26 protein-coding genes and 1 riboswitch are annotated in these 19,346 nt (G+C 68.1%); of the genes, 10 read left to right on the plus strand and 16 right to left on the minus strand.

What is annotated here, in order from left to right:
- Positions 1-10: 10 nt before the first annotated feature.
- Positions 11-787: a phosphate ABC transporter ATP-binding protein PstB gene (gene pstB / locus ACFYRU_RS38675; protein WP_387668705.1), complete on the plus strand. Its 777-nt coding sequence runs from the start codon at positions 11-13 to the stop codon at positions 785-787.
- Between the two features lie 69 nt (positions 788-856).
- On the opposite strand, the gene ACFYRU_RS38680 is transcribed toward pstB, so the two are convergent.
- Complete coding sequence (locus tag ACFYRU_RS38680; protein ID WP_387668707.1) at positions 857-1,417, minus strand: hypothetical protein; 561 nt, start codon at positions 1,415-1,417, stop codon at positions 857-859.
- 105 nt (positions 1,418-1,522) lie between these two features.
- Here ACFYRU_RS38680 and ACFYRU_RS38685 point away from each other — a divergent pair, with 105 nt between their 5' ends.
- The gene (locus tag ACFYRU_RS38685; protein ID WP_387668710.1) at positions 1,523-2,011 is read left to right on the plus strand and encodes a hypothetical protein; all 489 of its coding nucleotides are present in this window, start codon (positions 1,523-1,525) and stop codon (positions 2,009-2,011) included.
- Positions 2,012-2,053: 42 nt separating this feature from the next.
- On the opposite strand, the gene ACFYRU_RS38690 is transcribed toward ACFYRU_RS38685, so the two are convergent.
- Positions 2,054-2,494, minus strand: a complete 441-nt coding sequence (locus ACFYRU_RS38690) for a DUF2752 domain-containing protein (RefSeq protein ID WP_387668712.1) — start codon at positions 2,492-2,494, stop codon at positions 2,054-2,056.
- Between the two features lie 105 nt (positions 2,495-2,599).
- Here ACFYRU_RS38690 and ACFYRU_RS38695 point away from each other — a divergent pair, with 105 nt between their 5' ends.
- Positions 2,600-3,292: an RDD family protein gene (locus ACFYRU_RS38695; protein ID WP_387668715.1), complete on the plus strand. Its 693-nt coding sequence runs from the start codon at positions 2,600-2,602 to the stop codon at positions 3,290-3,292.
- A 3-nt stretch (positions 3,293-3,295) separates the two neighbouring features.
- Here ACFYRU_RS38695 and ACFYRU_RS38700 read toward each other — a convergent pair whose 3' ends face one another.
- The 3 genes from ACFYRU_RS38700 to thiC form a co-directional block, all read right to left on the minus strand.
- Positions 3,296-3,850: a hypothetical protein gene (locus ACFYRU_RS38700; protein WP_387668717.1), complete on the minus strand. Its 555-nt coding sequence runs from the start codon at positions 3,848-3,850 to the stop codon at positions 3,296-3,298.
- Complete coding sequence (locus tag ACFYRU_RS38705) at positions 3,847-4,446, minus strand: transposase (RefSeq protein ID WP_387668913.1); 600 nt, start codon at positions 4,444-4,446, stop codon at positions 3,847-3,849. Before ACFYRU_RS38705 ends, ACFYRU_RS38700 begins: the two co-directional genes overlap by 4 nt.
- A 140-nt stretch (positions 4,447-4,586) precedes the next feature.
- Positions 4,587-6,188 (minus strand): phosphomethylpyrimidine synthase ThiC, encoded by a 1,602-nt coding sequence (gene thiC / locus ACFYRU_RS38710; protein WP_387668719.1) that lies wholly within the window; start codon positions 6,186-6,188, stop codon positions 4,587-4,589.
- A riboswitch (TPP riboswitch) is annotated at positions 6,179-6,312 on the minus strand. (Overlaps the previous gene by 10 nt.)
- A 25-nt stretch (positions 6,313-6,337) precedes the next feature.
- Here thiC and ACFYRU_RS38715 point away from each other — a divergent pair.
- Both ACFYRU_RS38715 and ACFYRU_RS38720 read left to right on the plus strand, forming a co-directional pair.
- Complete coding sequence (locus tag ACFYRU_RS38715; RefSeq protein ID WP_387668721.1) at positions 6,338-7,090, plus strand: lysophospholipid acyltransferase family protein; 753 nt, start codon at positions 6,338-6,340, stop codon at positions 7,088-7,090.
- A gap of 101 nt (positions 7,091-7,191) precedes the next feature.
- Positions 7,192-7,716 (plus strand): hypothetical protein, encoded by a 525-nt coding sequence (locus ACFYRU_RS38720; RefSeq protein WP_387668723.1) that lies wholly within the window; start codon positions 7,192-7,194, stop codon positions 7,714-7,716.
- A gap of 7 nt (positions 7,717-7,723) precedes the next feature.
- On the opposite strand, the gene ACFYRU_RS38725 is transcribed toward ACFYRU_RS38720, so the two are convergent.
- From ACFYRU_RS38725 to ACFYRU_RS38765, 9 genes are all read right to left on the minus strand, one after another.
- Positions 7,724-7,957 (minus strand): hypothetical protein, encoded by a 234-nt coding sequence (locus ACFYRU_RS38725; protein WP_387668726.1) that lies wholly within the window; start codon positions 7,955-7,957, stop codon positions 7,724-7,726.
- A 13-nt stretch (positions 7,958-7,970) separates the two neighbouring features.
- Positions 7,971-9,104, minus strand: coding sequence for an anion permease (locus ACFYRU_RS38730; protein WP_387668728.1), 1,134 nt, complete (start codon positions 9,102-9,104; stop codon positions 7,971-7,973).
- Positions 9,105-9,192: 88 nt separating this feature from the next.
- A complete protein-coding gene (locus ACFYRU_RS38735; protein ID WP_387668730.1) occupies positions 9,193-10,191 on the minus strand; it encodes an anion permease in 999 nt (332 codons plus the stop codon).
- A 2-nt stretch (positions 10,192-10,193) separates the two neighbouring features.
- Positions 10,194-10,826: a DUF47 domain-containing protein gene (locus ACFYRU_RS38740; protein WP_387668733.1), complete on the minus strand. Its 633-nt coding sequence runs from the start codon at positions 10,824-10,826 to the stop codon at positions 10,194-10,196.
- A 140-nt stretch (positions 10,827-10,966) separates the two neighbouring features.
- Positions 10,967-11,275 carry a DUF202 domain-containing protein gene (locus ACFYRU_RS38745; protein ID WP_387668735.1) on the minus strand — a complete coding sequence of 103 codons (309 nt, stop codon included), beginning with the start codon at positions 11,273-11,275 and terminating at the stop codon, positions 10,967-10,969.
- The gene (locus tag ACFYRU_RS38750) at positions 11,272-11,607 is read right to left on the minus strand and encodes a YidH family protein (RefSeq protein WP_387668738.1); all 336 of its coding nucleotides are present in this window, start codon (positions 11,605-11,607) and stop codon (positions 11,272-11,274) included. The genes ACFYRU_RS38745 and ACFYRU_RS38750 overlap by 4 nt, the downstream gene beginning before the upstream one ends.
- Positions 11,608-11,618: 11 nt before the next feature.
- Positions 11,619-12,854, minus strand: a complete 1,236-nt coding sequence (locus ACFYRU_RS38755; RefSeq protein ID WP_387668741.1) for a glycoside hydrolase family 3 N-terminal domain-containing protein — start codon at positions 12,852-12,854, stop codon at positions 11,619-11,621.
- Between the two features lies 1 nt (position 12,855).
- Positions 12,856-13,269, minus strand: coding sequence for a MarR family winged helix-turn-helix transcriptional regulator (locus tag ACFYRU_RS38760; protein ID WP_387668743.1), 414 nt, complete (start codon positions 13,267-13,269; stop codon positions 12,856-12,858).
- Positions 13,157-14,206 (minus strand): DMT family transporter, encoded by a 1,050-nt coding sequence (locus ACFYRU_RS38765; protein ID WP_387668746.1) that lies wholly within the window; start codon positions 14,204-14,206, stop codon positions 13,157-13,159. Before ACFYRU_RS38765 ends, ACFYRU_RS38760 begins: the two co-directional genes overlap by 113 nt.
- A gap of 53 nt (positions 14,207-14,259) precedes the next feature.
- Here ACFYRU_RS38765 and ACFYRU_RS38770 point away from each other — a divergent pair, with 53 nt between their 5' ends.
- Positions 14,260-14,865, plus strand: coding sequence for a TetR/AcrR family transcriptional regulator (locus ACFYRU_RS38770; protein WP_387668748.1), 606 nt, complete (start codon positions 14,260-14,262; stop codon positions 14,863-14,865).
- A 21-nt stretch (positions 14,866-14,886) separates the two neighbouring features.
- On the opposite strand, the gene ACFYRU_RS38775 is transcribed toward ACFYRU_RS38770, so the two are convergent.
- A complete protein-coding gene (locus ACFYRU_RS38775; protein ID WP_387668751.1) occupies positions 14,887-15,396 on the minus strand; it encodes an acyl-CoA thioesterase in 510 nt (169 codons plus the stop codon).
- A gap of 152 nt (positions 15,397-15,548) precedes the next feature.
- Here ACFYRU_RS38775 and ACFYRU_RS38780 point away from each other — a divergent pair, with 152 nt between their 5' ends.
- Positions 15,549-16,511 carry a hypothetical protein gene (locus ACFYRU_RS38780; RefSeq protein WP_387668753.1) on the plus strand — a complete coding sequence of 321 codons (963 nt, stop codon included), beginning with the start codon at positions 15,549-15,551 and terminating at the stop codon, positions 16,509-16,511.
- On the opposite strand, the gene ACFYRU_RS38785 is transcribed toward ACFYRU_RS38780, so the two are convergent.
- Complete coding sequence (locus ACFYRU_RS38785; protein ID WP_387668756.1) at positions 16,492-17,115, minus strand: flavin reductase family protein; 624 nt, start codon at positions 17,113-17,115, stop codon at positions 16,492-16,494. The genes ACFYRU_RS38780 and ACFYRU_RS38785 overlap by 20 nt on opposite strands.
- A gap of 25 nt (positions 17,116-17,140) precedes the next feature.
- On the opposite strand from ACFYRU_RS38785, the gene ACFYRU_RS38790 reads away from it, so the two are divergent.
- The 3 genes from ACFYRU_RS38790 to ACFYRU_RS38800 are packed head-to-tail and all read left to right on the plus strand — an operon-like array spanning position 17,141 to position 19,275.
- Positions 17,141-18,064: a phosphotransferase family protein gene (locus tag ACFYRU_RS38790; protein WP_387668758.1), complete on the plus strand. Its 924-nt coding sequence runs from the start codon at positions 17,141-17,143 to the stop codon at positions 18,062-18,064.
- Positions 18,065-18,107: 43 nt separating this feature from the next.
- Positions 18,108-18,821 (plus strand): DUF433 domain-containing protein, encoded by a 714-nt coding sequence (locus ACFYRU_RS38795; protein ID WP_387668759.1) that lies wholly within the window; start codon positions 18,108-18,110, stop codon positions 18,819-18,821.
- A gap of 19 nt (positions 18,822-18,840) precedes the next feature.
- Positions 18,841-19,275 carry a hypothetical protein gene (locus ACFYRU_RS38800; RefSeq protein WP_387668762.1) on the plus strand — a complete coding sequence of 145 codons (435 nt, stop codon included), beginning with the start codon at positions 18,841-18,843 and terminating at the stop codon, positions 19,273-19,275.
- The last annotated feature ends 71 nt before the right edge of the window (positions 19,276-19,346 follow it).

The following is a 19,346-nucleotide window of genomic DNA, read 5'->3' on the forward strand; positions in this document are numbered from 1 at the left end:
CCGATCCGATATGGCTAAGCGCATCGAGGTCAGCGGCCTCAACGTCTACTACGGCGACTTCAAGGCCGTCGAGGACGTGTCGATGACGATCGAGCCCCGCTCGGTCACCGCGTTCATCGGCCCGTCCGGCTGCGGCAAGTCCACCTTCCTGCGGACCCTGAACCGGATGCACGAGGTGATCCCGGGCGCCCGCGTCGAGGGCAAGGTGACGCTGGACCAGCAGGACCTGTACGGCAACGGGGTCGACCCGGTCGCGGTCCGGCGCGTCGTCGGCATGGTGTTCCAGCGGCCGAACCCGTTCCCGACCATGTCGATCTTCGACAACGTCGCGTCCGGGCTGAAGCTGAACGGCGTCAAGGACAAGAAGAAACTCACCCAGGTGGTCGAGGAGTCCCTCAAGGGCGCCAACCTCTGGAACGAGGTGAAGGACCGGCTGGACAAGCCCGGCGCGGGCCTGTCCGGTGGTCAGCAGCAGCGGCTCTGCATCGCCCGGGCGATCGCGGTCGAGCCCGAGGTGATCCTGATGGACGAGCCCTGCTCGGCCCTGGACCCGATCTCCACGCTGGCGATCGAGGACCTGATCGAGAAGCTGAAGGACAGGTTCACGGTCGTCATCGTCACGCACAACATGCAGCAGGCGGCGCGTGTGTCCGACCAGACCGCGTTCTTCAACCTCGCCGCGACCGGCAAGCCGGGCCGGCTGATCGAGATGGCCCCGACCAAGCAGATCTTCTCCAACCCGACCGAGAAGGCCACCGAGGACTACATCACCGGCCGCTTCGGCTGATCCACCGCTTTACCGCAACGGCCGCCGCGACGTCACGTCGTGGCGGCCGTCCTGCGTTCGGAAACCCCTTTAAACGCAGAGCGTCCGGGCATAGTTGACCCGGGCAAGCACATCGGCCACCTGGTCCGGCGAGCTGACGCCGACGTGGGTGTTGTGCGTACGGTTGCCGTACTGCACCGTGACCTGGACGAACCCGGTGGTCTTGCGTTCCTTGACCAGCAGGAACAGCAGACCGAGCAGGCAGAGCAGGAAGAAGATGATCGCCAGCACGATCGCCCAGGCCGGGATCTTCTCCTCGGTCCGGGACATGTCCATCGCCGACCAGTTCGCACCGTGGGTCGGCATCACGCCGGCCGGGGTGACGATCCGCTGCTGCTCGACGGAGATGTCGCCGATCGTCACCAGGACCGGACCGGTCGGCAGGTTCTGCGCCGGCAGCTGCTGGCCGTACTGGCCCTGGTGAGGTGGCTGCTGTCCTTGGTGGAACTGGCCACCCACCGGCGGCGGGAACGCTCCCGGCGGCGGGCCGTACGGTCCCGGCTGCTGCTGCGGCTGGGCCGGCAGGTTCGGTGCGGAGTCGGCGCCCGGGTTGTTCTGGCCCGGTGCGGGCGATTGAGGTGTCTCGGTCACGGCAGAGACCCTACGGGGTTCGTGGGCCGGAGTGGGAGCATGACGACGAACCTGTGGAAAAGATAGGCTGCGCTGATTCCACGACGTTCTCAGAAGGGAACCGCGGTGAGCACACCGACGCCACCACCCGGCGACGACCAGAACAACCCGAACGGACCGCAGGGCTACCCGGGTCAGCAGCCGGGCCAGTACGGCCAGCCTGGCCAGCCTGGGTACGGCCAGCAGCCCGGCGGCTACGGCCAGCCCGGCCAGGAGCAGCCCGGCTACGGCCAGCAGCAGCCTGGTGGGTACGGGCAGCAGCCCGGCGGGTACGGCCAGCAGCCAGGCGGCTATGCGGCGTACCCCGGGGGCGGTAACGCCGGCTACGGAGCCGCAGCGCCGCAGAGCAACACCCCGAAGATCCTGTCGATCATCGGGATCGTCTGCATCTTCTGCTGCTCCCCGGCCGCGATCGTCCTCGGTCTGATCGGCCAGAGCAAGTACCGCGAGCAGGGCCAGCCCGACACGCTCGCGAAGATCGCCTGGATCGGCGGCATCGTCGCCCTGGTCCTGGGGATCATCGGCTACGCCTCCGGCCTCACCCGGCCGAACTAGTGCTGGTTCCGGCCGGGCGGCGGTGGTTCGCCCGGCCGGTGGTCAGAACAGGTTGCGCGCGACGCCGTACACGATGAACAGTGCGACGATCGCGTTCGTCAGGCGGTCGACGGTGCGCCGGCTCAGGTGCAGCCGTGGCAGTCTGACCAGCCGGAGCGATTCGAGTGCCCAGGCAAGCACCTGGTAGCCGATGGCAACGGCACCCAGCGGGCCGAGCACGAACACCACGGGGTTGAAGTGCCACGCCCCGCCGAAGTCCCCGCGGAGCATGGCCGCGGCCATCCGCGTCGACCCGCACAGCGGGCAGTTCAGGCCGGTGGTCGCGTGCAGGATGCACGGTAGGCCGATCCGCCCGCCGGACAGCTGGTAGGCGCCTGCCAGTACGAATCCCCCGACGCCGACGGCGGTCAGGCCCCAGACGCGGCGGTCCAGCGGTTGAACCGGGCCGGTGGGGCGGAGTACGACGCTCTGCGAGACGCTCACCGGACAACGGTAACTCGCCGCGGGTGGGATCTGTCCGCGACTCTGGCACGTCGGAGCACTAGCCTGCAATTACTCCTCATTTGCACTTCGCCAGAAGGGATCGTCGTGAGCACTCCGACGCCACCACCGGGCTACGGCCCCCAGGACCCGCAGCAGCCGGGTCAGTACGGTCAGCAGCCCGGCTACGGGCAGCAGCAGCCGGGCTATGGCCAGCAGCCCGGGTACGGGCAGCAGCCGGGCTACGGGCAGGGCTACGGGCAGGGTTACGGGCAGCAGCCTGGGTACGGGCAGGCTCCTGGGCAGCCCGGACAGTACGGGTATCCCCAGCAGCCCGGGTACGGGTACGGCGGGCCGCAGGCACCGTTGGCGGACTGGCTTCCGCGGGTCGGGGCGTCCTTGATCGACGGTCTGATCAGCACTGTGCCGGTCCTGATCGGCTACGGCGTCTTCATCGCGGACGTCTTCACCAGGCAGAACCGCTACGACAACGGCCCATCGGCCTTCGCGGTCATCCTGCTCATCGTCGGAGCGCTGGCCAGCTTCGGGCTCGGCCTGTGGAACCGGGTGTTCCGGCAGGGGTCGACCGGGCAGAGCGTCGGCAAAAGCGTGCTGCACATCAAGTTGGTCGACTCCAGGACCGGCCAGACGGTCGGAGCCGGCCGGGCGTTCCTGCGCGAGATCCTCAGCGGCATCTTCAACAACGCCTGCTTCCTGGACTCGCTCTGGCCGTTGTGGGACGAGCAGAAGCAGACCTGGCACGACAAGGTCTGCAACACCTTCGTGGTGCGCACCAACTGACATTCAGTGCGAGCGCAGTAGCCCTGCGCACGTAACAGCCCACAGGACGCTGGTGAACGTGCCGATGATGAAGCGTTCGGCAACAGCCTGTGGGGTGACGGACGCCGGCTGGTCAGGACTACGGAGTTCCGGGTACCTGGCCAGCCCTTTGATCGCCAGCACGATCGCGATGCCTTCCGGCCAGCCCGCGACCAGTGCGGCGTAGATGGCCATCCGTTCGAGCGCACCGATCAGTGCGCCGCCACGTAGTACCTCACCGGCCTTCTGCGTCGACTGGGCACGGGTGTTCCCTCTGTCGGCCAAGGCCAGCACAGAGGTCGTCAGCGGGCCGCCGCCGGTCACCGCAAGCCCTCCCGCGAGCAGGAGCAGCACGTTCCACCAGCGCTCGGCCCAGCCGTCCACACCGTGGCCGGCGAGCAACAGGACGCCAACCGCAGCTAAACAGGCCAGCATGACACCGCTGATGACGATCTCGAGGTTGGATCCGGACTTGGGCACCCACGCCAGTACGGCGAGGACGAGGGCGGCTGCGGTGAGCGAAAGTACCAGCGCCGTCACGCAGCGACCCCGTGGTCGAGGAGGTCGGCCGCAAGTGCCCGTCCGCGTTGTTCCTCGGCGACACCGGCCGCTTGGGCCCGCTGGGTCACTGCCGACTGGCTGATGCCGAGTTTCACGCCGATCTCCCGCCTGGTGAGTCCATCGCCCAACAGATCCGCCACGGCCCAACCGCGTTCGCTCCGTCGTCGCAGTACGGACGCCATCAGCCAGAGCACCGTCTCCACCTGCTCGGCGCTCCGCGGGTTGGATCCCACCACGTTCACGTGGTGCGGGCTCGACTTGGCCCGGGTGACCGCCTCCCGGGCGAACACGAACGCGTCACCGCTACCGGCGCGCGTACTCCGGGGCAGCGGTTCGGTGACGTCGCCGACGCCGAGTCCGACGTACCAACTGTCGGTCCGGAGCAGCTCGACGATCACGTCGACGGTCGTCCGGGCCTCGGACAACACGCCCTGCACCTCGTCGCCGGCGGTCCGCTCGAACCGCCGCAACAGCCCGCCGCGCCGCGGCCGCCGGTTCAGGGAGCTCAGCAACTCGGGTACGAGATCACTCGTGCTTCGGCTACCCCGCTGATCTACCGTGAGAACGAAGACCATCACCAGCACCTCCTTCCGACGCCCATAAGGCTACAACCTTATTAACGCAGAGTGAAGGCCAAAACCTGAACCGCTTCACCCGGTCACTCCCCGTATCCGGCCCGGAGCGTCGCACACGCCGGGCCGGACCGGAAACCGACTCAGTCGGTGACAGGCAGGTACAACTTCTGGTCCGTGGACCTGAAGGTCTCGGACATTTCGGCGAAGCCGGCTTCGATGGCTTCGGTGGAGGTCAGGCCTCGTTCTTCGGCGTAGGCGCGGATGTCGGCGGTGATCCGCATCGAGCAGAACTTCGGACCGCACATCGAGCAGAAGTGGGCGGTCTTGGCGGGCTCGGCGGGCAGTGTCTCGTCATGGAACGAACGTGCGGTGTCGGGATCCAGCGAGAGGTTGAACTGGTCCTCCCAGCGGAACTCGAACCTTGCCTTGGACAACGTGTCGTCCCAGGCCTGCGCACCCGGATGCCCCTTGGCCAGATCGGCTGCGTGGGCGGCGATCTTGTACGTGATCACCCCGGTCTTCACGTCGTCGCGATCCGGCAGCCCGAGGTGTTCCTTGGGCGTGACGTAGCAGAGCATCGCCGTACCCAGCCAGCCGATCTGCGCCGCCCCGATCGCCGACGTGATGTGGTCGTAGGCCGGCGCCACATCAGTTGCCAACGGCCCCAATGTGTAGAACGGCGCCTCGCCGCAGAGCTCCTCCTCGAGCCGTACGTTCTCGGCGATCTTGTGCATCGGCACATGTCCCGGCCCCTCGATCATCACCTGTACGTCGTGCTCCCAGGCGATCCGGGTCAGCTCCCCCAACGTCCGCAGCTCCGCGAACTGCGCCTCGTCGTTCGCGTCCGCGATGCACCCGGGCCGCAGCCCGTCGCCGAGCGAGAACGTCACGTCGTACTCACGCAGGATGGAGCACAGCTCCGCGAAATGCGTGTACAGGAAGGACTCCTGGTGATGCGCGAGGCACCACGCGGCCATGATCGACCCACCGCGCGACACGATCCCCGTGATCCGCCGCGCGGTCAGCGGCACGTACCGCAGCAGTACGCCCGCGTGCACCGTCATGTAGTCGACGCCCTGCTCGCACTGCTCGATCACGGTGTCGCGGTAGACCTCCCACGACAGCGCGGCCGGATCGCCCTTCACCTTCTCCAGCGCCTGGTACAGCGGGACCGTACCGATCGGCACCGGCGAGTTCCGCAGGATCCATTCCCGCGTCTCGTGGATGTTCTTCCCGGTCGACAGGTCCATCACGGTGTCCGCGCCCCACCTGGTCGCCCAGACGAGTTTCTCGACCTCCTCCTCGATCGAGCTGCTGACCGCCGAGTTGCCGATGTTGGCGTTCACCTTCACCAGGAACTTCTTGCCGATGATCATCGGCTCGCTCTCCGGGTGGCAGCGGTTCGCCGGGATCACCGCCCGGCCGCGCGCCACCTCGTCCCGGACGAATTCCGGGTCGAGCCCTTCCCGGAGCGCGACGTACCTCATCTCCTCGGTGATCGTCCCGGCCCGCGCGTGCCCGAGCTGGGTCCGCGGCTCGCGGCCGGCGATCCAGTCCCGCCGCAGCGGCGGCAGACCGGCCTGTATGTCGATCTGCGCGGACGCGTCGGTGTACGGACCCGACGTGTCGTAGAGGTCGAAGTACTCACCGTTGGTGAGATTGACCCGGCGCGCCGGTACGCCGAGCTCGCCGCGATAGATCTTCTCCGACCCCGAGATCGGGCCGGTGCTGACATTGACCATCTTGCTGCTCCCTACGCCGGAATTACCCGGACAGGTTCTGCGGTCGGCGGCACCGGCCAGGGTCAGATTCCTGGTCCAGCCGCCCTCTCAGCCCACTACGGTGCGAGCTCCCGCGGTCTCTAGTTGTCAGCGCCCACCATAATCGGGTCATGAGAGACCTCGTGTACCCGCCCGTCGTCGCCTTCGCGAAGACTGCCTTCACGGTGCTGGACCTCAAGATCCGCCGCACCGGGACGGAGCACGTCCCGCGCACGGGCGGAGCACTGGTCGCGATCAACCACATCAGCTACGTCGACTTCGTCCTCGGCGGGTTCGGCGCCCTGCCGGCCAAGCGGCTGGTCCGCTTCATGGCCAAGGAGGTGCTGTTCCGGAACCGGTACTCCGGTCCGCTGATGCGCGGCATGCACCACATCCCGGTGGACCGGGAGGCGGGCGCGGCGTCGTACCGGACCGCCGTGGAGTACCTGCGGAACGGCGAACTGGTCGGAGTGTTCCCGGAGGCGACGATCAGCCGCTCGTTCGAGCTCAAGGAGTTCAAGTCCGGCACGGTCCGGATGGCCGCCGAGGCCGGCGTACCGATCCTGCCGATGATCCTGTGGGGCACCCAGCGGATGTTCACCAAGGACCACCCGCGGGACTTCACCCGGCACCGCCCGATCTCGATCAGCATCGGCGCCCCGCTCACCGTGACGGCCGCCGACGACCCCGCGGAGGCGACCGCGCGGCTGCGGACGACGATGGCCGGGATGCTGGACGAGAGCATCCGTTCCTACCCTGAGCAGCCGGCCGGTGCCTGGTGGTTGCCGGCCGCGTACGGCGGCAGCGCGCCGACCCCGGAGGAGGCCGAGCGGCTGGATCGCGAGGAGCTCGCGGAGCGGGCCGAACGGCGGAGGAGACCTTGACCCTGAGGGGCGATCAAGGGTACGAAGGCACTCGTTGACGTAGCAGGTACCTGGGGGGTCCCTGTGGTAGCTGGTTTACCAAAGCAGGCGGGGGCAGGTCCTTGTTCGATTCACCGGAAGAGCTGCATCTTTTCGAGCCCGGTGCGCTGACGCCGGCGCCGCATGTCGCTGAGCACATCCCGGACGCCGGCGCCTACTTCGTCGACTGGGCGACCCGCGGCCTGACGGTGGACCGTGCCCGCGAGGTGGAGTCCGCGGTGAACGGCCGGCGCAACCAGAACGGCTGGTTCCCGCTGGAGACGCTGGACAGCATCGGCAGCAAGGGTTTCTGGCGCGGCCCGCTGACTTACCTGGCCCGGATGACGGCCGACGACCCACGGTTGCTGCAGGAGTGGGCCACGGACGGCCTGGACAGCGAGCAGAAAGCCCGTATCGAAGCGACCGTCGACCACCTGCTCCACCAGCAGGGGCACGCTGTAGCGGCCACCTGGGCCGTCGCCGTACGCCCCCGTACGTTCTTGGACGCAGAGGTGCTCGGCGACCGCCTGCTGGCCGCATGGGAGTACAACCTCGGCTCCATCCGTACGAAGGACGTCGCCAAGGCTGTACGCCGTTGGAACCGTTAGCCGGGTACTAGTGGAACTGCGGGATGATCAGGTACAGCCCGTAGAGCACGGCGGCCAGGCAGGCCGCGAAACACAGTGCAGCGACACCCGTGTCCACCACGGACGGCTGCCGCTTGTCGTCGATCGCTACGGCACGCCGCGCCATCGCGGTGACTCCGAGCGCGAACAGCACCGCCAGACCGACACCGAAGAGCAGGCTGGCCAGTGCGACCTCACCGAGGGCATCCCACTTGATGTGCATCGTCGTACTCCTCTCAGGCCGCGGCGGGCGTGGTGGCGGGGGTCGAGCTCGGGTACTCGTTGACGTTCTCCGACGTCACCGGGCGGCGCCGGGACGCGGCGTAGATGGCGCCACCGGCCGCGACCGCGAGTACGGCGATGATCGCGACACCGAGGTTGCCGGAGTCCGCGACCTCACCGGCGAGTGCGCCGACGATCGCCGCCGCGGGCAGCGTCAGCAGCCAGGCGACGGCCATCCGGCCGGCCACAGTCCAGCGCACCTCGGCCAGCCGCTTGCCGAGGCCGGCGCCGAGGATGCTGCCCGAGCAGACCTGGGTGGTGGACAGCGGGAAGCCCAGGTGCGACGACGCCAGCAACACGGCTGTCGAGCTCGTCTCCGCGGAGAAGCCCTGCGGCGACTCGATCTCGGCCAGGCCCTTGCCCATCGTCCGGATGATCCGCCAGCCGCCCAGGTAGGTGCCGGCGGCGATCGCGAGACCGGCCGCCAGGATCACCCAGACCGGCGGCTTGGCACCGGAGTGCAGGCTGCCGGAGGTGATCAGCACCAGCGTGATCACACCCATAGTCTTCTGCGCGTCACCGGTGCCGTGCGCCAGCGAGACCAGCGAGGCCGACGCGATCTGGCCGACCCGGAACCCTTCGGTGACGGTCTTCTGCCGGGACCGTTGGGTGATCTTGTACGCCAGGAACGTACCGAGCAGCGCGACCAGACCGGCGACGACCGGGGCCGCGACGGCGGGGATGATGATCTTCTGCACGACGGTGGTGAAATGTACGGCGCTACTCCCGGACGCGATCCAGGTGGCGCCGATCAGGCCGCCGAAGAGCGCGTGCGACGAGGAGCTCGGGAGGCCGACGTACCAGGTCAGCAGGTTCCACAGGATGGCTCCGACCAGGCCGCCGAAGATCACCGGCACGGTCACCTTGGCGTCGTCGACGATGCCGCTGGAGATCGTCTTGGCCACCTCGGTGGAGATGAACGCACCGACCAGGTTCAGGACGGCCGAGATCGCGACCGCGACCTTCGGTTTCAGTGCACCGGTGGCGATCGACGTCGCCATCGCATTGGCTGTGTCGTGGAACCCGTTGGTGAAGTCGAACACCAACGCGGTGACGATCACCACGACGACGAGGAACGACAGGTCCATCGAGATCACTTCCCCTAGGCGGACGATCTGCAGCGTCGATCGACCGTAGGCTCGGTGAGTGAATTCTGAATGAACCGGTCCAGTGGAATTACTCCAAGATCAGGTGGACCAGGCCGTAGACCGCTGCGGCGACGATGCCGGCGGCGGGGATGGTCAGGATCCAGGCGGTGACGATGCCCTTCGCGACGCCCCAGCGGACCGCGGACAGGCGTTTGGTCGCACCGGCACCCATCACCGCGGAGGTGATCGTGTGCGTGGTCGAGACCGGGGCGTGCAGGCCGATCGCCATCACGTACAGGACCAGCGCCGACACCGTCTCGGAGGCGAAGCCGCGGGCCGGGTCGAGGTGGATGATCCGCCGCCCGAGGGTCCGCATGATCCGCCAGCCACCCGAGTACGTCCCGAGCGAGATCGCGGTCGCCGCGGCGATCTTGACCCACAGCGGAACGCCGTCGCTCTGCTTGGCATGGCCGGTGGTGACGAGGGCCAGGAAGATGACGCCCATCGTCTTCTGGGCGTCCTGCAGACCGTGGCCGAGCGCCATCGCGGCTGCCGACACCGACTGCGCCATCCGGAAGCCGCGCGTGGTCTTGCCCGGATTGCTGCGCCGGAACGCCCAGAGGATCGCGACCATCAGCAGGAACGCACCGAGGAAGCCGACGGCCGGCGACAGCACCATCGGGATCACGACCTTGTCGACGATGCCGGACCACAGAATCGTGCTGGTCGAGGCCAGGCCGGCACCGACCAGCCCGCCGATCAGCGCGTGTGTCGAGGAACTGGGCAGGCCGAAGTACCAGGTGATCAGGTTCCAGGTAATGGCACCGACCAGGGCCGCAATCACGATCACCAGGCCGTGTTTGCCGGTCGGCGCGGAGATGATGCCCTTGCCGATGGTCTGGGCCACCTCAGTGCCGACCAGGGCGCCGAGGAAGTTGAAGGCCGCCGCCATCGCCAGCGCCACCCGCGGGGTCAGCGCCCGGGTGGAGACCGAGGTCGCGATCGCGTTGGCGGCGTCGTGGAAGCCGTTGGTGTAGTCGAACGCAAGCGCGATGACGACGACGGCGATGACGAGCGTGAGCTCCACGCTCAGCTCTCCTTGACGGCGATCTGCTCGACCGTGTTCGCGACGTGCTCGAAGGCGTCGATCGCGGCCTCCAGCAAGTCGACCACGGTCTTCAGCTTCATCACGGTCAGCGCCTCGTACTCACCACTGAACAGCTTGGCGATCACCCGGCGATGAACCGCGTCACCGGTGTTCTCCAGCCGGTTGATCTCGATCCAGTACTCGGCCAGGTCCTTCATCGTGCGCAGCCGCGGCATCGTCTCGGCGGTCAGCTGGGCGGCCCGCTGCAGGACCTCGATCTGCTCGGCGACCTCCTCCGGCAGCTTCTCCAGGTTGAAGAGGTGGATGGTGTCCACCGCCTCCTCCATGAAGTCCATGACGTCGTCGAGGTCGGAGGCCAGCCGGTAGATGTCCTCCCGGTCGAACGGCGTGACGAAGGTCGTGTTGACCCGCCGGATGATCGAGTGGGTGGTCTCGTCGGCCGCGTGCTCCGCGTCCTTCATCTGGGCGGCGATCTGGTGGCTGGAGGCCAGCCCGGTTCCCGCCGTACTGCCGAGCAGTTCCGCGAGAATCCGGGATCCGTCCACGAGGTGGTTGGCGGACTCGGTGAAAAGGTCGTAGAACGTCGGGTCGTTCGGACGCAGACGTAACGGCACTTCAAGCTCCGGGTGAACGAGGGACAAACCGTGAACATGCTAGGGGGAACGGACCGCTGACGTGGCATCCGGCCTGGTCAACGTATCGCGTTGTTATGAACTCACCGGCGGAACCGACCACGACCGGTGACCGATCGGTTTCACTTGGTGATCACGGCGTACAGGTCGAAGAGGCCGACGACGAGCACCAGACCGGCAGCGACCCGCAGTACGTGCTGGTGGCCGAGGGCATGGATCGCACCACCTCTGGTACGGCGGTAGACGGCGCTCACGGCGGTCCAGCAGCCCAGGGACAGCACCAGAACGACGATTCCGAGGCCCGTACGGACCTGTGAGGAGCCGTGGCCGGAGGCGAGCAACAGGGTGCCGTTGGCAATCAGGCCGAGGGCGGTACGGCGCCACGCGAGCAGGGTGCGCTCCGGCTGGCGGCCCGGATCCGGTGTGCTCATCGCCACACTGAAAACACCAGGCCGATCAGGCCCACGGTCGCGATCGTTGCTCCGAGCATCAGCGGCAGCCGGCTCGCGGGGAGGGCGCCGCCGCGCCGCATCGCGGTCAGGTTGAGCTGCCAGCGGCGGAACGCGCCGGCCGTGGTGACGATTCCGGTCAGGACCAGCACGATGCCGATCACCCGGGCCGGCCAGCGGTCCGGGCCGAGGTCGAGGAACTGCACGGCGGACAGACCGCCGGCGTAGCAGGCCAGCGAGGTCCGCAGGTACGCCAGGTAAGTGCGCTCGTTCGCGAGGGTGAACCGGTAGTCGGGCTCTTCCTCCTCACTCATCCCCAGCTCACTCATCCGCAGCTCACGAGGCCGTGGTCCTGTTTGAGGGTCAGCACACGCCGCACGCTACTCGTCAGCTTCGCGGCGAAGAACTTGTCCTGCTGCGCCTTGGTCACCAGCGCGTTCACCATGGTCGCGGTCAGCCCGGACTCGGCGTTGATGACGATGTCGCCACCGGCCGCGACGAACCGGGTCGCCCGCTCGCCGACCGGTACCGACTTCACCTCGGCGGCCGAGCCGACGTCGTCGGTGATCACGACGCCGCGCCAGCCGAGGTCGCCGCGGACCATGCCCTGGATGACGGTCGGCGAGAACACGGCCCGGTTCTTCGGGTCGATCCTGGTGTACGTCACGGTCGAGATCATCACCATCGACGTACCGGCGGCGATCCCGTCCGCGAACGGCTGCAGGTCGGCGTCGCCGCGGACCGTGACGTTGTCGACCACACCGGCCGCGAAGTCGGTGTTGCCGCGTACGCGCCCGAGTCCCGGGAAGTGCTTGACCGAGGTCGCGATGCCGGCGTTCCGCATCCCTTGGACGAACGCCTTCACGCCTTGGCCGGCCTGCTCAGGGGTGTTGCCGTACTCGCGGTCCAGCTGGCCGATCGGTGCGTTCTGCGCCTTGAGTGACTCGGGTACTACGTCGGCGACGGGCGCAAGGTCGACGTTGACGCCCGCCTGCTTCAGCTGGCTGCCCCACTGCTGCGCCTGCGCCGTGAGCTTCGAACTCGACCAGGTGCCCTGCACCGTCGCGGCGGGGATACGGTCGAACCCGGAACCCTTGAGCCGCTGGATCTTTCCGCCTTCCTGGTCCGCAGCGATCAACGGGCGTACGCCAGCCACAGTGGCTGCGTCGTTCACGGCCGCCGTCGCGGCGCGCGTCGCGGACACGCTGCCGCCGGTGCCGACCAGGAACACTCCGCCGGAGTTCTGCTGCCGTACGACGGTCCGCTGGGCGGAGGTCATCCCGGCGGCGTCGATGCCGGTCATGATCAGCTGACCGGCCTGCTCGCGGAGTGTGAGCGTGTTGAGCTTCTGGTCGACGCAGTTCGGTGCAGTCGTCGGAGACGGTGTTTCCGACGGTGTGTCGGATGGTGTTCCGGCCGGTGTGGTCGAGCTGGGCTCCTCGGTCGTGGGGACTGTCGAGGACGGGATGGTGCTGGGCCCTGCTGTCGTTTGCGAACCGTTGCCACCGCAGCCGGTGACGGCGAGGGCAGTCAGCGCGAGCAGCGCGACCGGGCGCCTCACCTCAGCTCCGCTCCCAGGCCGCACGATCGACGGTGTCCCCGGAGTGCCGGGCCAGCGTTGCGCAGACGTCGTACAGGTGCTCGACCTGCTCGGGGGTGAGCGCGTCGAAGATCGCCCTGCGCACTTCCTCGACGTGGCCGGGGGCGGTGTCGATCAGCTTCTGCCGGCCGAGCTCGGTCAGGATCGCGACCTGGCCGCGGCGGTCGGACTCGATCCCCTCGCGCTTCACCCAGCCGTTCTGCTCGAGGCGGTTCACCGCGTGCGAGAGCCGGCTGCGCGAGCCGAGGGTGGCAACGGCGAGTTCACTCATCCGCAGCCGGTTGCCCGGCGCCTCGGACAGCCGGACGAGAATCTCGTAGTAGGTGTGCGGGATGCCCGCGTCGCGCTGCAACTGCTGCTCGATCCGGCTGCTCACTACGCGCTGTGCCGCGATGTACGCGCGCCAGGCCTGGGCTTCTGTCTGGTTCAGCCACCGGGGTTCCGCCATCCCCGCAGCGTACTTGTTCACCGAGCCGGATCCGCAGTACGGCGGCCGCACAGATCAGCATGCCGACAACGGCGAGCGTTCCGATGGTCTCGTGGAACAGGAGGAACGCGAACACCATTGTCGTCGGCGGGACGAGGTACAGCAGAGAACTGATGCGCGTGGCGCCGGAGAGCTTGAGGTTGACGAGGTACAGACCCCAGCCGCCACCGGTCGCCAACAGCACCAGCCAGAGGACCGCGCCGTAGAACGCCGGCTGGTCGGGCACTGTCAACCGATGGGTCGACGCCGCGAGTGCAGTGAAGAGGACAGCAGATGTGAGGCTCTGCACGGCCAGTGCGTCGAGGGAGCTTGTACTCGGCGTCCTGCGGCGTTCGAGGACCGTACCTGCCACCAGCCCGAGCAGGCCGCCGAACGGGAGCAGGAACAGCAATGGTGAGCGTGCATGGAGGTCGTCGGCCACGACGAGACCAACCCCCACGAGTCCGACGAACAGTCCGAGCCACTGACTCCGACTGACCCGTTCGCCGAGCAGCGGACCGGCGACGGTCGCGATCAGGATCGGCTGCAGCGAACCGATCAGCGCAGTGACGCCGGCAGTGATGCCGTGGTCGATCCCGGTGAAGATCAGGCCGAGGTAGACGAACTGGGTCAGGAACGCCATCGACACCTGGGTCACCAGGTCCCGCCGGGAGATCCGCGGTCGCCGAATTGCCAACACCGCTGTGGCGAGCGCGCCCGCGACGAGGAACCGCCAGGCGAGCAGGTCGAAGGCTGTCGCGTACTCCGTTCCCCATCGCGCGCCGATGAAGCCGCAACTCCAGAACACGACGAAACCGGTGCCGGCGGCCAAGCTGAGTGCCTTCATGCTCCGACAGTAACCACACCGGTCGGTATACTGTCAGTATGCTCGACCAGCAGATGAGACTCCTCGTGGACCGCCGGGTGCCGGCGGCGCCGCGGCTGACCCCGGCCGGTGAGCGGATCCTGGCCGCCGCGTCGACGCTGTTCTACGAACAGGGGATCCGGACGGTCGGCGTCGACGCGATCGCCTTGGCGGCGGACGTCACGAAGAAGACGCTGTACGACCGCTTCGGGTCGAAGGACCGGCTGATCGCGGCGTACCTGGAGGAACGGGACCGCGCCTGGCACCGGTTCCTCGACGAGCAGCTGGCGTCGCGGCAGCCGGAGACGCCCGAGGCAGTGATCCTCGCGCTGTTCGGCGCGCTGACCGACTGGCTGGCCGGGTCCCGCAACGGGTGCGGATTCATCAACGCGAGCGTCGAGCTGGCCGCGCCGGACCATCCCGCGATGCCGGTGATCGTCGGCCAGAAACAGTGGATGCGCGCCGAGTTCGAGGCCCAGGCCCGGGCCGCCGGCTTCACCGCCCCGAACGAACTCGCCGACCGCCTGCTCCTACTCCACGAAGGCGCCCTCATCACCTACCGAGTAGCCGCGATGCCCTCAGCCCCCGAGGTAGCAACCCGAGCCGCCCAAGACCTACTGACCACCTGGCCCCGAACCTGACCGACCCCCTCCACGCTTCCTTCAGCGGTCGTGCTCGCGGGAGGCGATGATCGCCGCCCGCCGGGCGAGCCGGTGACTGCGCCGGATCTCGGCTTCCCGGAGCCGCCGCCGGTCCTCGTCGGTCACCGGTTCCACCTGCGGCACCTTGCGCGGCTGCCCGTTCTCGTCCACCGCGACGAACACCAGGTACGCCGACGCGACATGCACCTGCGGACCGACCGCGTCCCACCGATCGGCGGTGATCCGTACGCCGACCTCCATCGAACTGCGGCCGGTCCAGTTCACCTGGGCGCTGAAGTGCACGACGTCGCCGACCCGGACCGGGACCAGGAACACCATCTCGTCCATCGACGCCGTGACCGCAGGCCCGCCGGAGTGCCGCGCGGCGACCACGCCCGCGGCCGAGTCGACCAGCGTCATGATCACGCCGCCGTGCACGGTCCCGAGCAGGTTGGTCTCGTTCTGCGCGGTGATGTGCGACAGCGAGAGCCGCGTCTCCGAGGTCGGCCGCGACGACGGGCTGCTGGACATTGGCGCTCCTCCGGTGGATCTGTCGGCTTCCGGTTCGCCGCAGGGTATCCGGACAGTTGTCCACAGGTCCGGATCGACGGGTTCGGCGAGGCCCGATCCTCGTACCTTCTCTGCCGACTTCCCCAGCCGCTGCACCGATCCGGAGGCCCGCGATGCCTGTCGACACCACAGAACATGCCCACGGCAACGACTACTTCCTGCCCGACCAAGTGCTGCCGCCGCTGTCCCGGCAGCAGGTGGATCGGCTCGTGCACCTGGCGCTCCGCACTGCCGCCGATCTTGGTCTCGCAGTCACCTACCAAGGCGGTGCCGCACTCGTGCCCGTCGACGGATCCTCGGACGAGCCTGTGGTCGGGCTGAGCAATCTCGCCCGGAGCGTGGCCCGGGTCGAGGAGGATCAATGGCCTGCATGCGTCGAGGAGCACCTCAAGCAGGTCATGGCGCAGCTCCGGGCCGGCCCGCCGCGGCCACCGGCCGACCCCGAGCGCGAGCTGATCCAGCGGCTCGTCCCGCGCGCGGCGCTGCCGCCCGACTGGGCGATCGATCTCGCGGACTTCCTGCCGGGCCTGCTCTCGGTCCCGTCCACGAACGACGACGGGATCATCTCGCTGTTCGTGGATCCCACCGACCTGGACCTCACCTGGTCCGACGCCGACCGCTTCGGCCTCGCGAACCTCCGCCGCCTCGAGGACCACGCCGTGACCATCGACGAAGGCGACGTACGGATCACCTTCGTCGGCGGCAATGGGTACGCCGCCTCGCGTGCCCTGGTCCTCGACACCGTGCTCCGCGAGACCCTGCACCTGGAGCACACGCCGTACGGCGTCCTCGCCGCCCTGCCGGCTCGCGACACCCTGATCCTGCACGTCATCGAGGACCTGCGCATGATCCCCGCACTCGGGCTGATGATGCGCCTCGCAGCCCGCTGCTACACCCGCGACCCCGGCCCACTGTCACCCGACGTCTTCCTCGTGCCACCGGACTTCACCTGGCACCCCGCCACCATCGCCTCCACCGGCCACGACCCCCTGCGCCTGTCCCCCCAACTCGAGTCCGTCGCCCAGCTCCTCGCGGTCCGGGAGCGGGCCAGGACCCTCAACGAGCCGGAGGCGTGAAGTGTCCGGGCCAGTCGGCGTAACGGATGCGGGAGATCTCGCGAACCTCGCCGAGGGTGCTCCACTCGTCCTTGCCCAGCCGGCCGAGCGGGCGGAGCCGACGGACCTCAGGGTGGTCGCCGTCCAGCACGGCGGCATCGATCGCGAGGTGGCGGACCTGCCCGATCACCAGCGTGCAGTCGCCGACCGGGAGCGTGGTGTGCAGGGTGCACTCGATCGCCACCGGCGACTCGGCTACCCGCGGCACGGCGACCGTCCGGGACGGCTCGGCCGTGACGCCGATCGCCTCGAACTCGGAGACCTCAGGCGGGAAGTTCGTCCCGGACGCGTTCACCTGTTCGTAGAGCGGCTCGGCGGCGAAGTTCACCACGAACTCACCCGTCGCCTCGACGTTGTTCAGGCTGTCCTTGCGCCCCACCGAGGTGAACTGCACCATCGGGGGCTGCACGGACGCCACCGTGAAGAACGAATGCGGCGCCAGGTTCAGCACGCCGCCGGCCGACCGGCTCGACACCCACGCGATCGGCCGCGGCACGACCACCGAGTTCAGCAGTGCATAGAACTCGCGCCGCCCGGCTGTCTCCGGATCCACATCGACACGCACGCCCGCAGTACATCAAACTCGGTGGATGCCGCCGTACCCAGACGCCCAACTGGCCGCCGTAGCCAGGCAACACGGCGTCGACCCCAGCGAACTCCGGGAGGTCCCCGGCGGCGTAGCCAACCGAGCCTTCACCCTCGGCGACGCCCTGTTCCTCCGCATCAGCCGCCCCGGCTACGAATCCGACCTGCACAAGGAATTCCTGGTCGTACCCACCGCCCGCGCAGCCGGCGTCCTCACCCCCGAGATCATCACCTACGACCCCACCCGGACCGTCCTGGACACCCCCTACCTCATCACCCGAAGAATCCACGGCACCGAACCCACCACCCTCCCCAAGACCCTCGCCCAACAACTAGCAACCCTCCACCACCTACACCAACCACCTGCACAGCCCGCCAACGCAACGCAGGCGGTTTGCTCGGTAGGCGTGGATGGGTTGGGCGGCTTGCCGGAGGACGGATGGGGGGACCCTTGGGGGACGGTCGAGGAGTTGGTGGATCGGGGGTACATCGATCCGGGGACTGCGACCTGGTTGAGCGGCTGGTTCACCCGGCTGGCCGAACAGATCGAGGTCGACGGGCCGAAGGTGCTGATCCACGGAGACGTTGCCGCCCACAACCTACTCGTCGGCCCGACCAACGACCTCCGCGCGCTGATCGACTGGGGCGACGCCGCCTGGGCCCCACCCGCGACGGACTTCGCCAAACTCCCGCTGACCCAGGTGGCAGACCTCATCCCCGACTACCTCAACCACACCCATTCCCCAACCACCGAACACGAACTGGCCGCCGCCACCCTCTGGTTCCACCTCTCCTGGGCCCTGTCCAAACTCCCCGCCACCCCCTGGCCCAACCAACGCCACTGGACCGCCCCCACCACCAGCCGCCTCCTCAACCTCCTCCACTTCTTCACCACCACCCCACCACCCCCGTGGTCCGACCTGGTCTGAGGCAGGTCCGCAATCCACCACCTGCCGACTCGAAGGAGACCGCATGAGCCTGGAAACTTCTGGCAAGCTTGAGGTCGTGACGAACGTTCCGACGATGCTCGACCGCGAGCTGTACTCCGTGCCCGAAGCGGCACGGCTGCTCGGGCTATCGTCGTCGACACTCCACTACTGGCTGGAGGGCGGCGAACGCCGAGGAGTGCGGTACGAGCCGATCATCCGGCCCGAACCGGTCGGCCGACGGTCGTTGACCTGGGCCGAGTTCATCGAGGCCGGCTGGCTCAGCACGTACCGGCGGCGCCGGCAGATCCCGATGTCGCAGCTGCGCGCATTCATCTCGGTTCTCCGCGCGGAGCTGGGCATTCCGTACCCGTTGGCACACAGCAAGTCCTGGGTCAGTGGCCGCACGCTGGTCCTGCAGGCGCAGGAGGCGGTCAGCCTCGCTCCCGAGTTCCAGGTGGTCAGCCGCGTCGGAACGCAACTGATGCTCACGTATGCGGGTGAGACGTTCATGGAGCGCGTGGTGTGGGACGGCGACGTCGCAGCGGGCTGGAAACCTCACACGTCGGAGTCTCCGGTGGAGGTCCGGCCCGGCGTACGGTTCGGACGGCCGGCAGTCGCGGGTATCAGCACTGCCGGGCTCTTCGACGAGGCGGAAGAAGGCGCGTCCGCCGAGGAAATCGCGGACGATTTCAGCCTCTCCGTCGCCGAAGTGCGGTGGGCGCTCTCATACGAGGAGCAGCGGCGCGCCGCGGCCTGATCGGGCCTAGGGACCACCCGTGCGTGAATCCGTGGTTCGCTACTACCTCGATGCCGACATCCTCGGCCTGGCCAAAGTCCTGTGCTCACTACGCAACGACATGACATGTCCCGGCGATCCTGGGGCGGTCCTGCACAAGAGGCGACGTCCGCCGTCGCCAATAGCCGATCCGGGTACGCCGGACGCTGCCTGGCTACCGGTCATCGCGGCGCAGGGGTGGCTGATCATCTCGCGGGACGGCAACATCCGGGAGAACTCCGCCGAACGGCGAGCCGTCCGGGAGAGCGGCGCGAAACTGATCGCGCTGGCAGGTGCCGATGCCCGGACCAAGTGGGGGCAGCTCGAAGTTGTGATGACACGTTGGCGCCGGCTCGAGGACCTGGCCGACCAGCCGGGGCCGTTCATCTATCTGGCGACCAGGAATCGACTGACCGCACTGGAGCTCGACGACTGAGTCCGCGGTTCGCGTCGCCCTATCAAGAAGCCGGGGTTCTCGGTGTTATTTGTGGGGTTTCTGCTTGAAAA

This window comes from Kribbella sp. NPDC004536, assembly GCF_042873835.1.
Lineage (GTDB): Bacteria > Actinomycetota > Actinomycetes > Propionibacteriales > Kribbellaceae > Kribbella.

Excerpts from the sequence above, each read along its gene's own strand:
- pstB (WP_387668705.1), top strand. The coding sequence starts at position 11 with ATGGCTAAGCGCATCGAGGTCAGCGGCCTCAACGTCTACTACGGCGAC.
- ACFYRU_RS38705 (WP_387668913.1), bottom strand. The coding sequence starts at position 4,446 with ATGGTCTTCGTTCTCACGGTAGATCAGCGGGGTAGCCGAAGCACGAGT.
- thiC (WP_387668719.1), bottom strand. The coding sequence starts at position 6,188 with ATGGTCAATGTCAGCACCGGCCCGATCTCGGGGTCGGAGAAGATCTAT.
- ACFYRU_RS38715 (WP_387668721.1), top strand. The coding sequence starts at position 6,338 with ATGAGAGACCTCGTGTACCCGCCCGTCGTCGCCTTCGCGAAGACTGCC.
- ACFYRU_RS38725 (WP_387668726.1), bottom strand. The coding sequence starts at position 7,957 with ATGCACATCAAGTGGGATGCCCTCGGTGAGGTCGCACTGGCCAGCCTG.
- ACFYRU_RS38730 (WP_387668728.1), bottom strand. The coding sequence starts at position 9,104 with ATGGACCTGTCGTTCCTCGTCGTCGTGGTGATCGTCACCGCGTTGGTG.
- ACFYRU_RS38745 (WP_387668735.1), bottom strand. The coding sequence starts at position 11,275 with ATGAGCACACCGGATCCGGGCCGCCAGCCGGAGCGCACCCTGCTCGCG.
- ACFYRU_RS38750 (WP_387668738.1), bottom strand. The coding sequence starts at position 11,607 with ATGAGTGAGGAGGAAGAGCCCGACTACCGGTTCACCCTCGCGAACGAG.
- ACFYRU_RS38765 (WP_387668746.1), bottom strand. The coding sequence starts at position 14,206 with ATGAAGGCACTCAGCTTGGCCGCCGGCACCGGTTTCGTCGTGTTCTGG.
- ACFYRU_RS38770 (WP_387668748.1), top strand. The coding sequence starts at position 14,260 with ATGAGACTCCTCGTGGACCGCCGGGTGCCGGCGGCGCCGCGGCTGACC.
- ACFYRU_RS38775 (WP_387668751.1), bottom strand. The coding sequence starts at position 15,396 with ATGTCCAGCAGCCCGTCGTCGCGGCCGACCTCGGAGACGCGGCTCTCG.
- ACFYRU_RS38780 (WP_387668753.1), top strand. The coding sequence starts at position 15,549 with ATGCCTGTCGACACCACAGAACATGCCCACGGCAACGACTACTTCCTG.
- ACFYRU_RS38790 (WP_387668758.1), top strand. The coding sequence starts at position 17,141 with ATGCCGCCGTACCCAGACGCCCAACTGGCCGCCGTAGCCAGGCAACAC.
- ACFYRU_RS38795 (WP_387668759.1), top strand. The coding sequence starts at position 18,108 with ATGAGCCTGGAAACTTCTGGCAAGCTTGAGGTCGTGACGAACGTTCCG.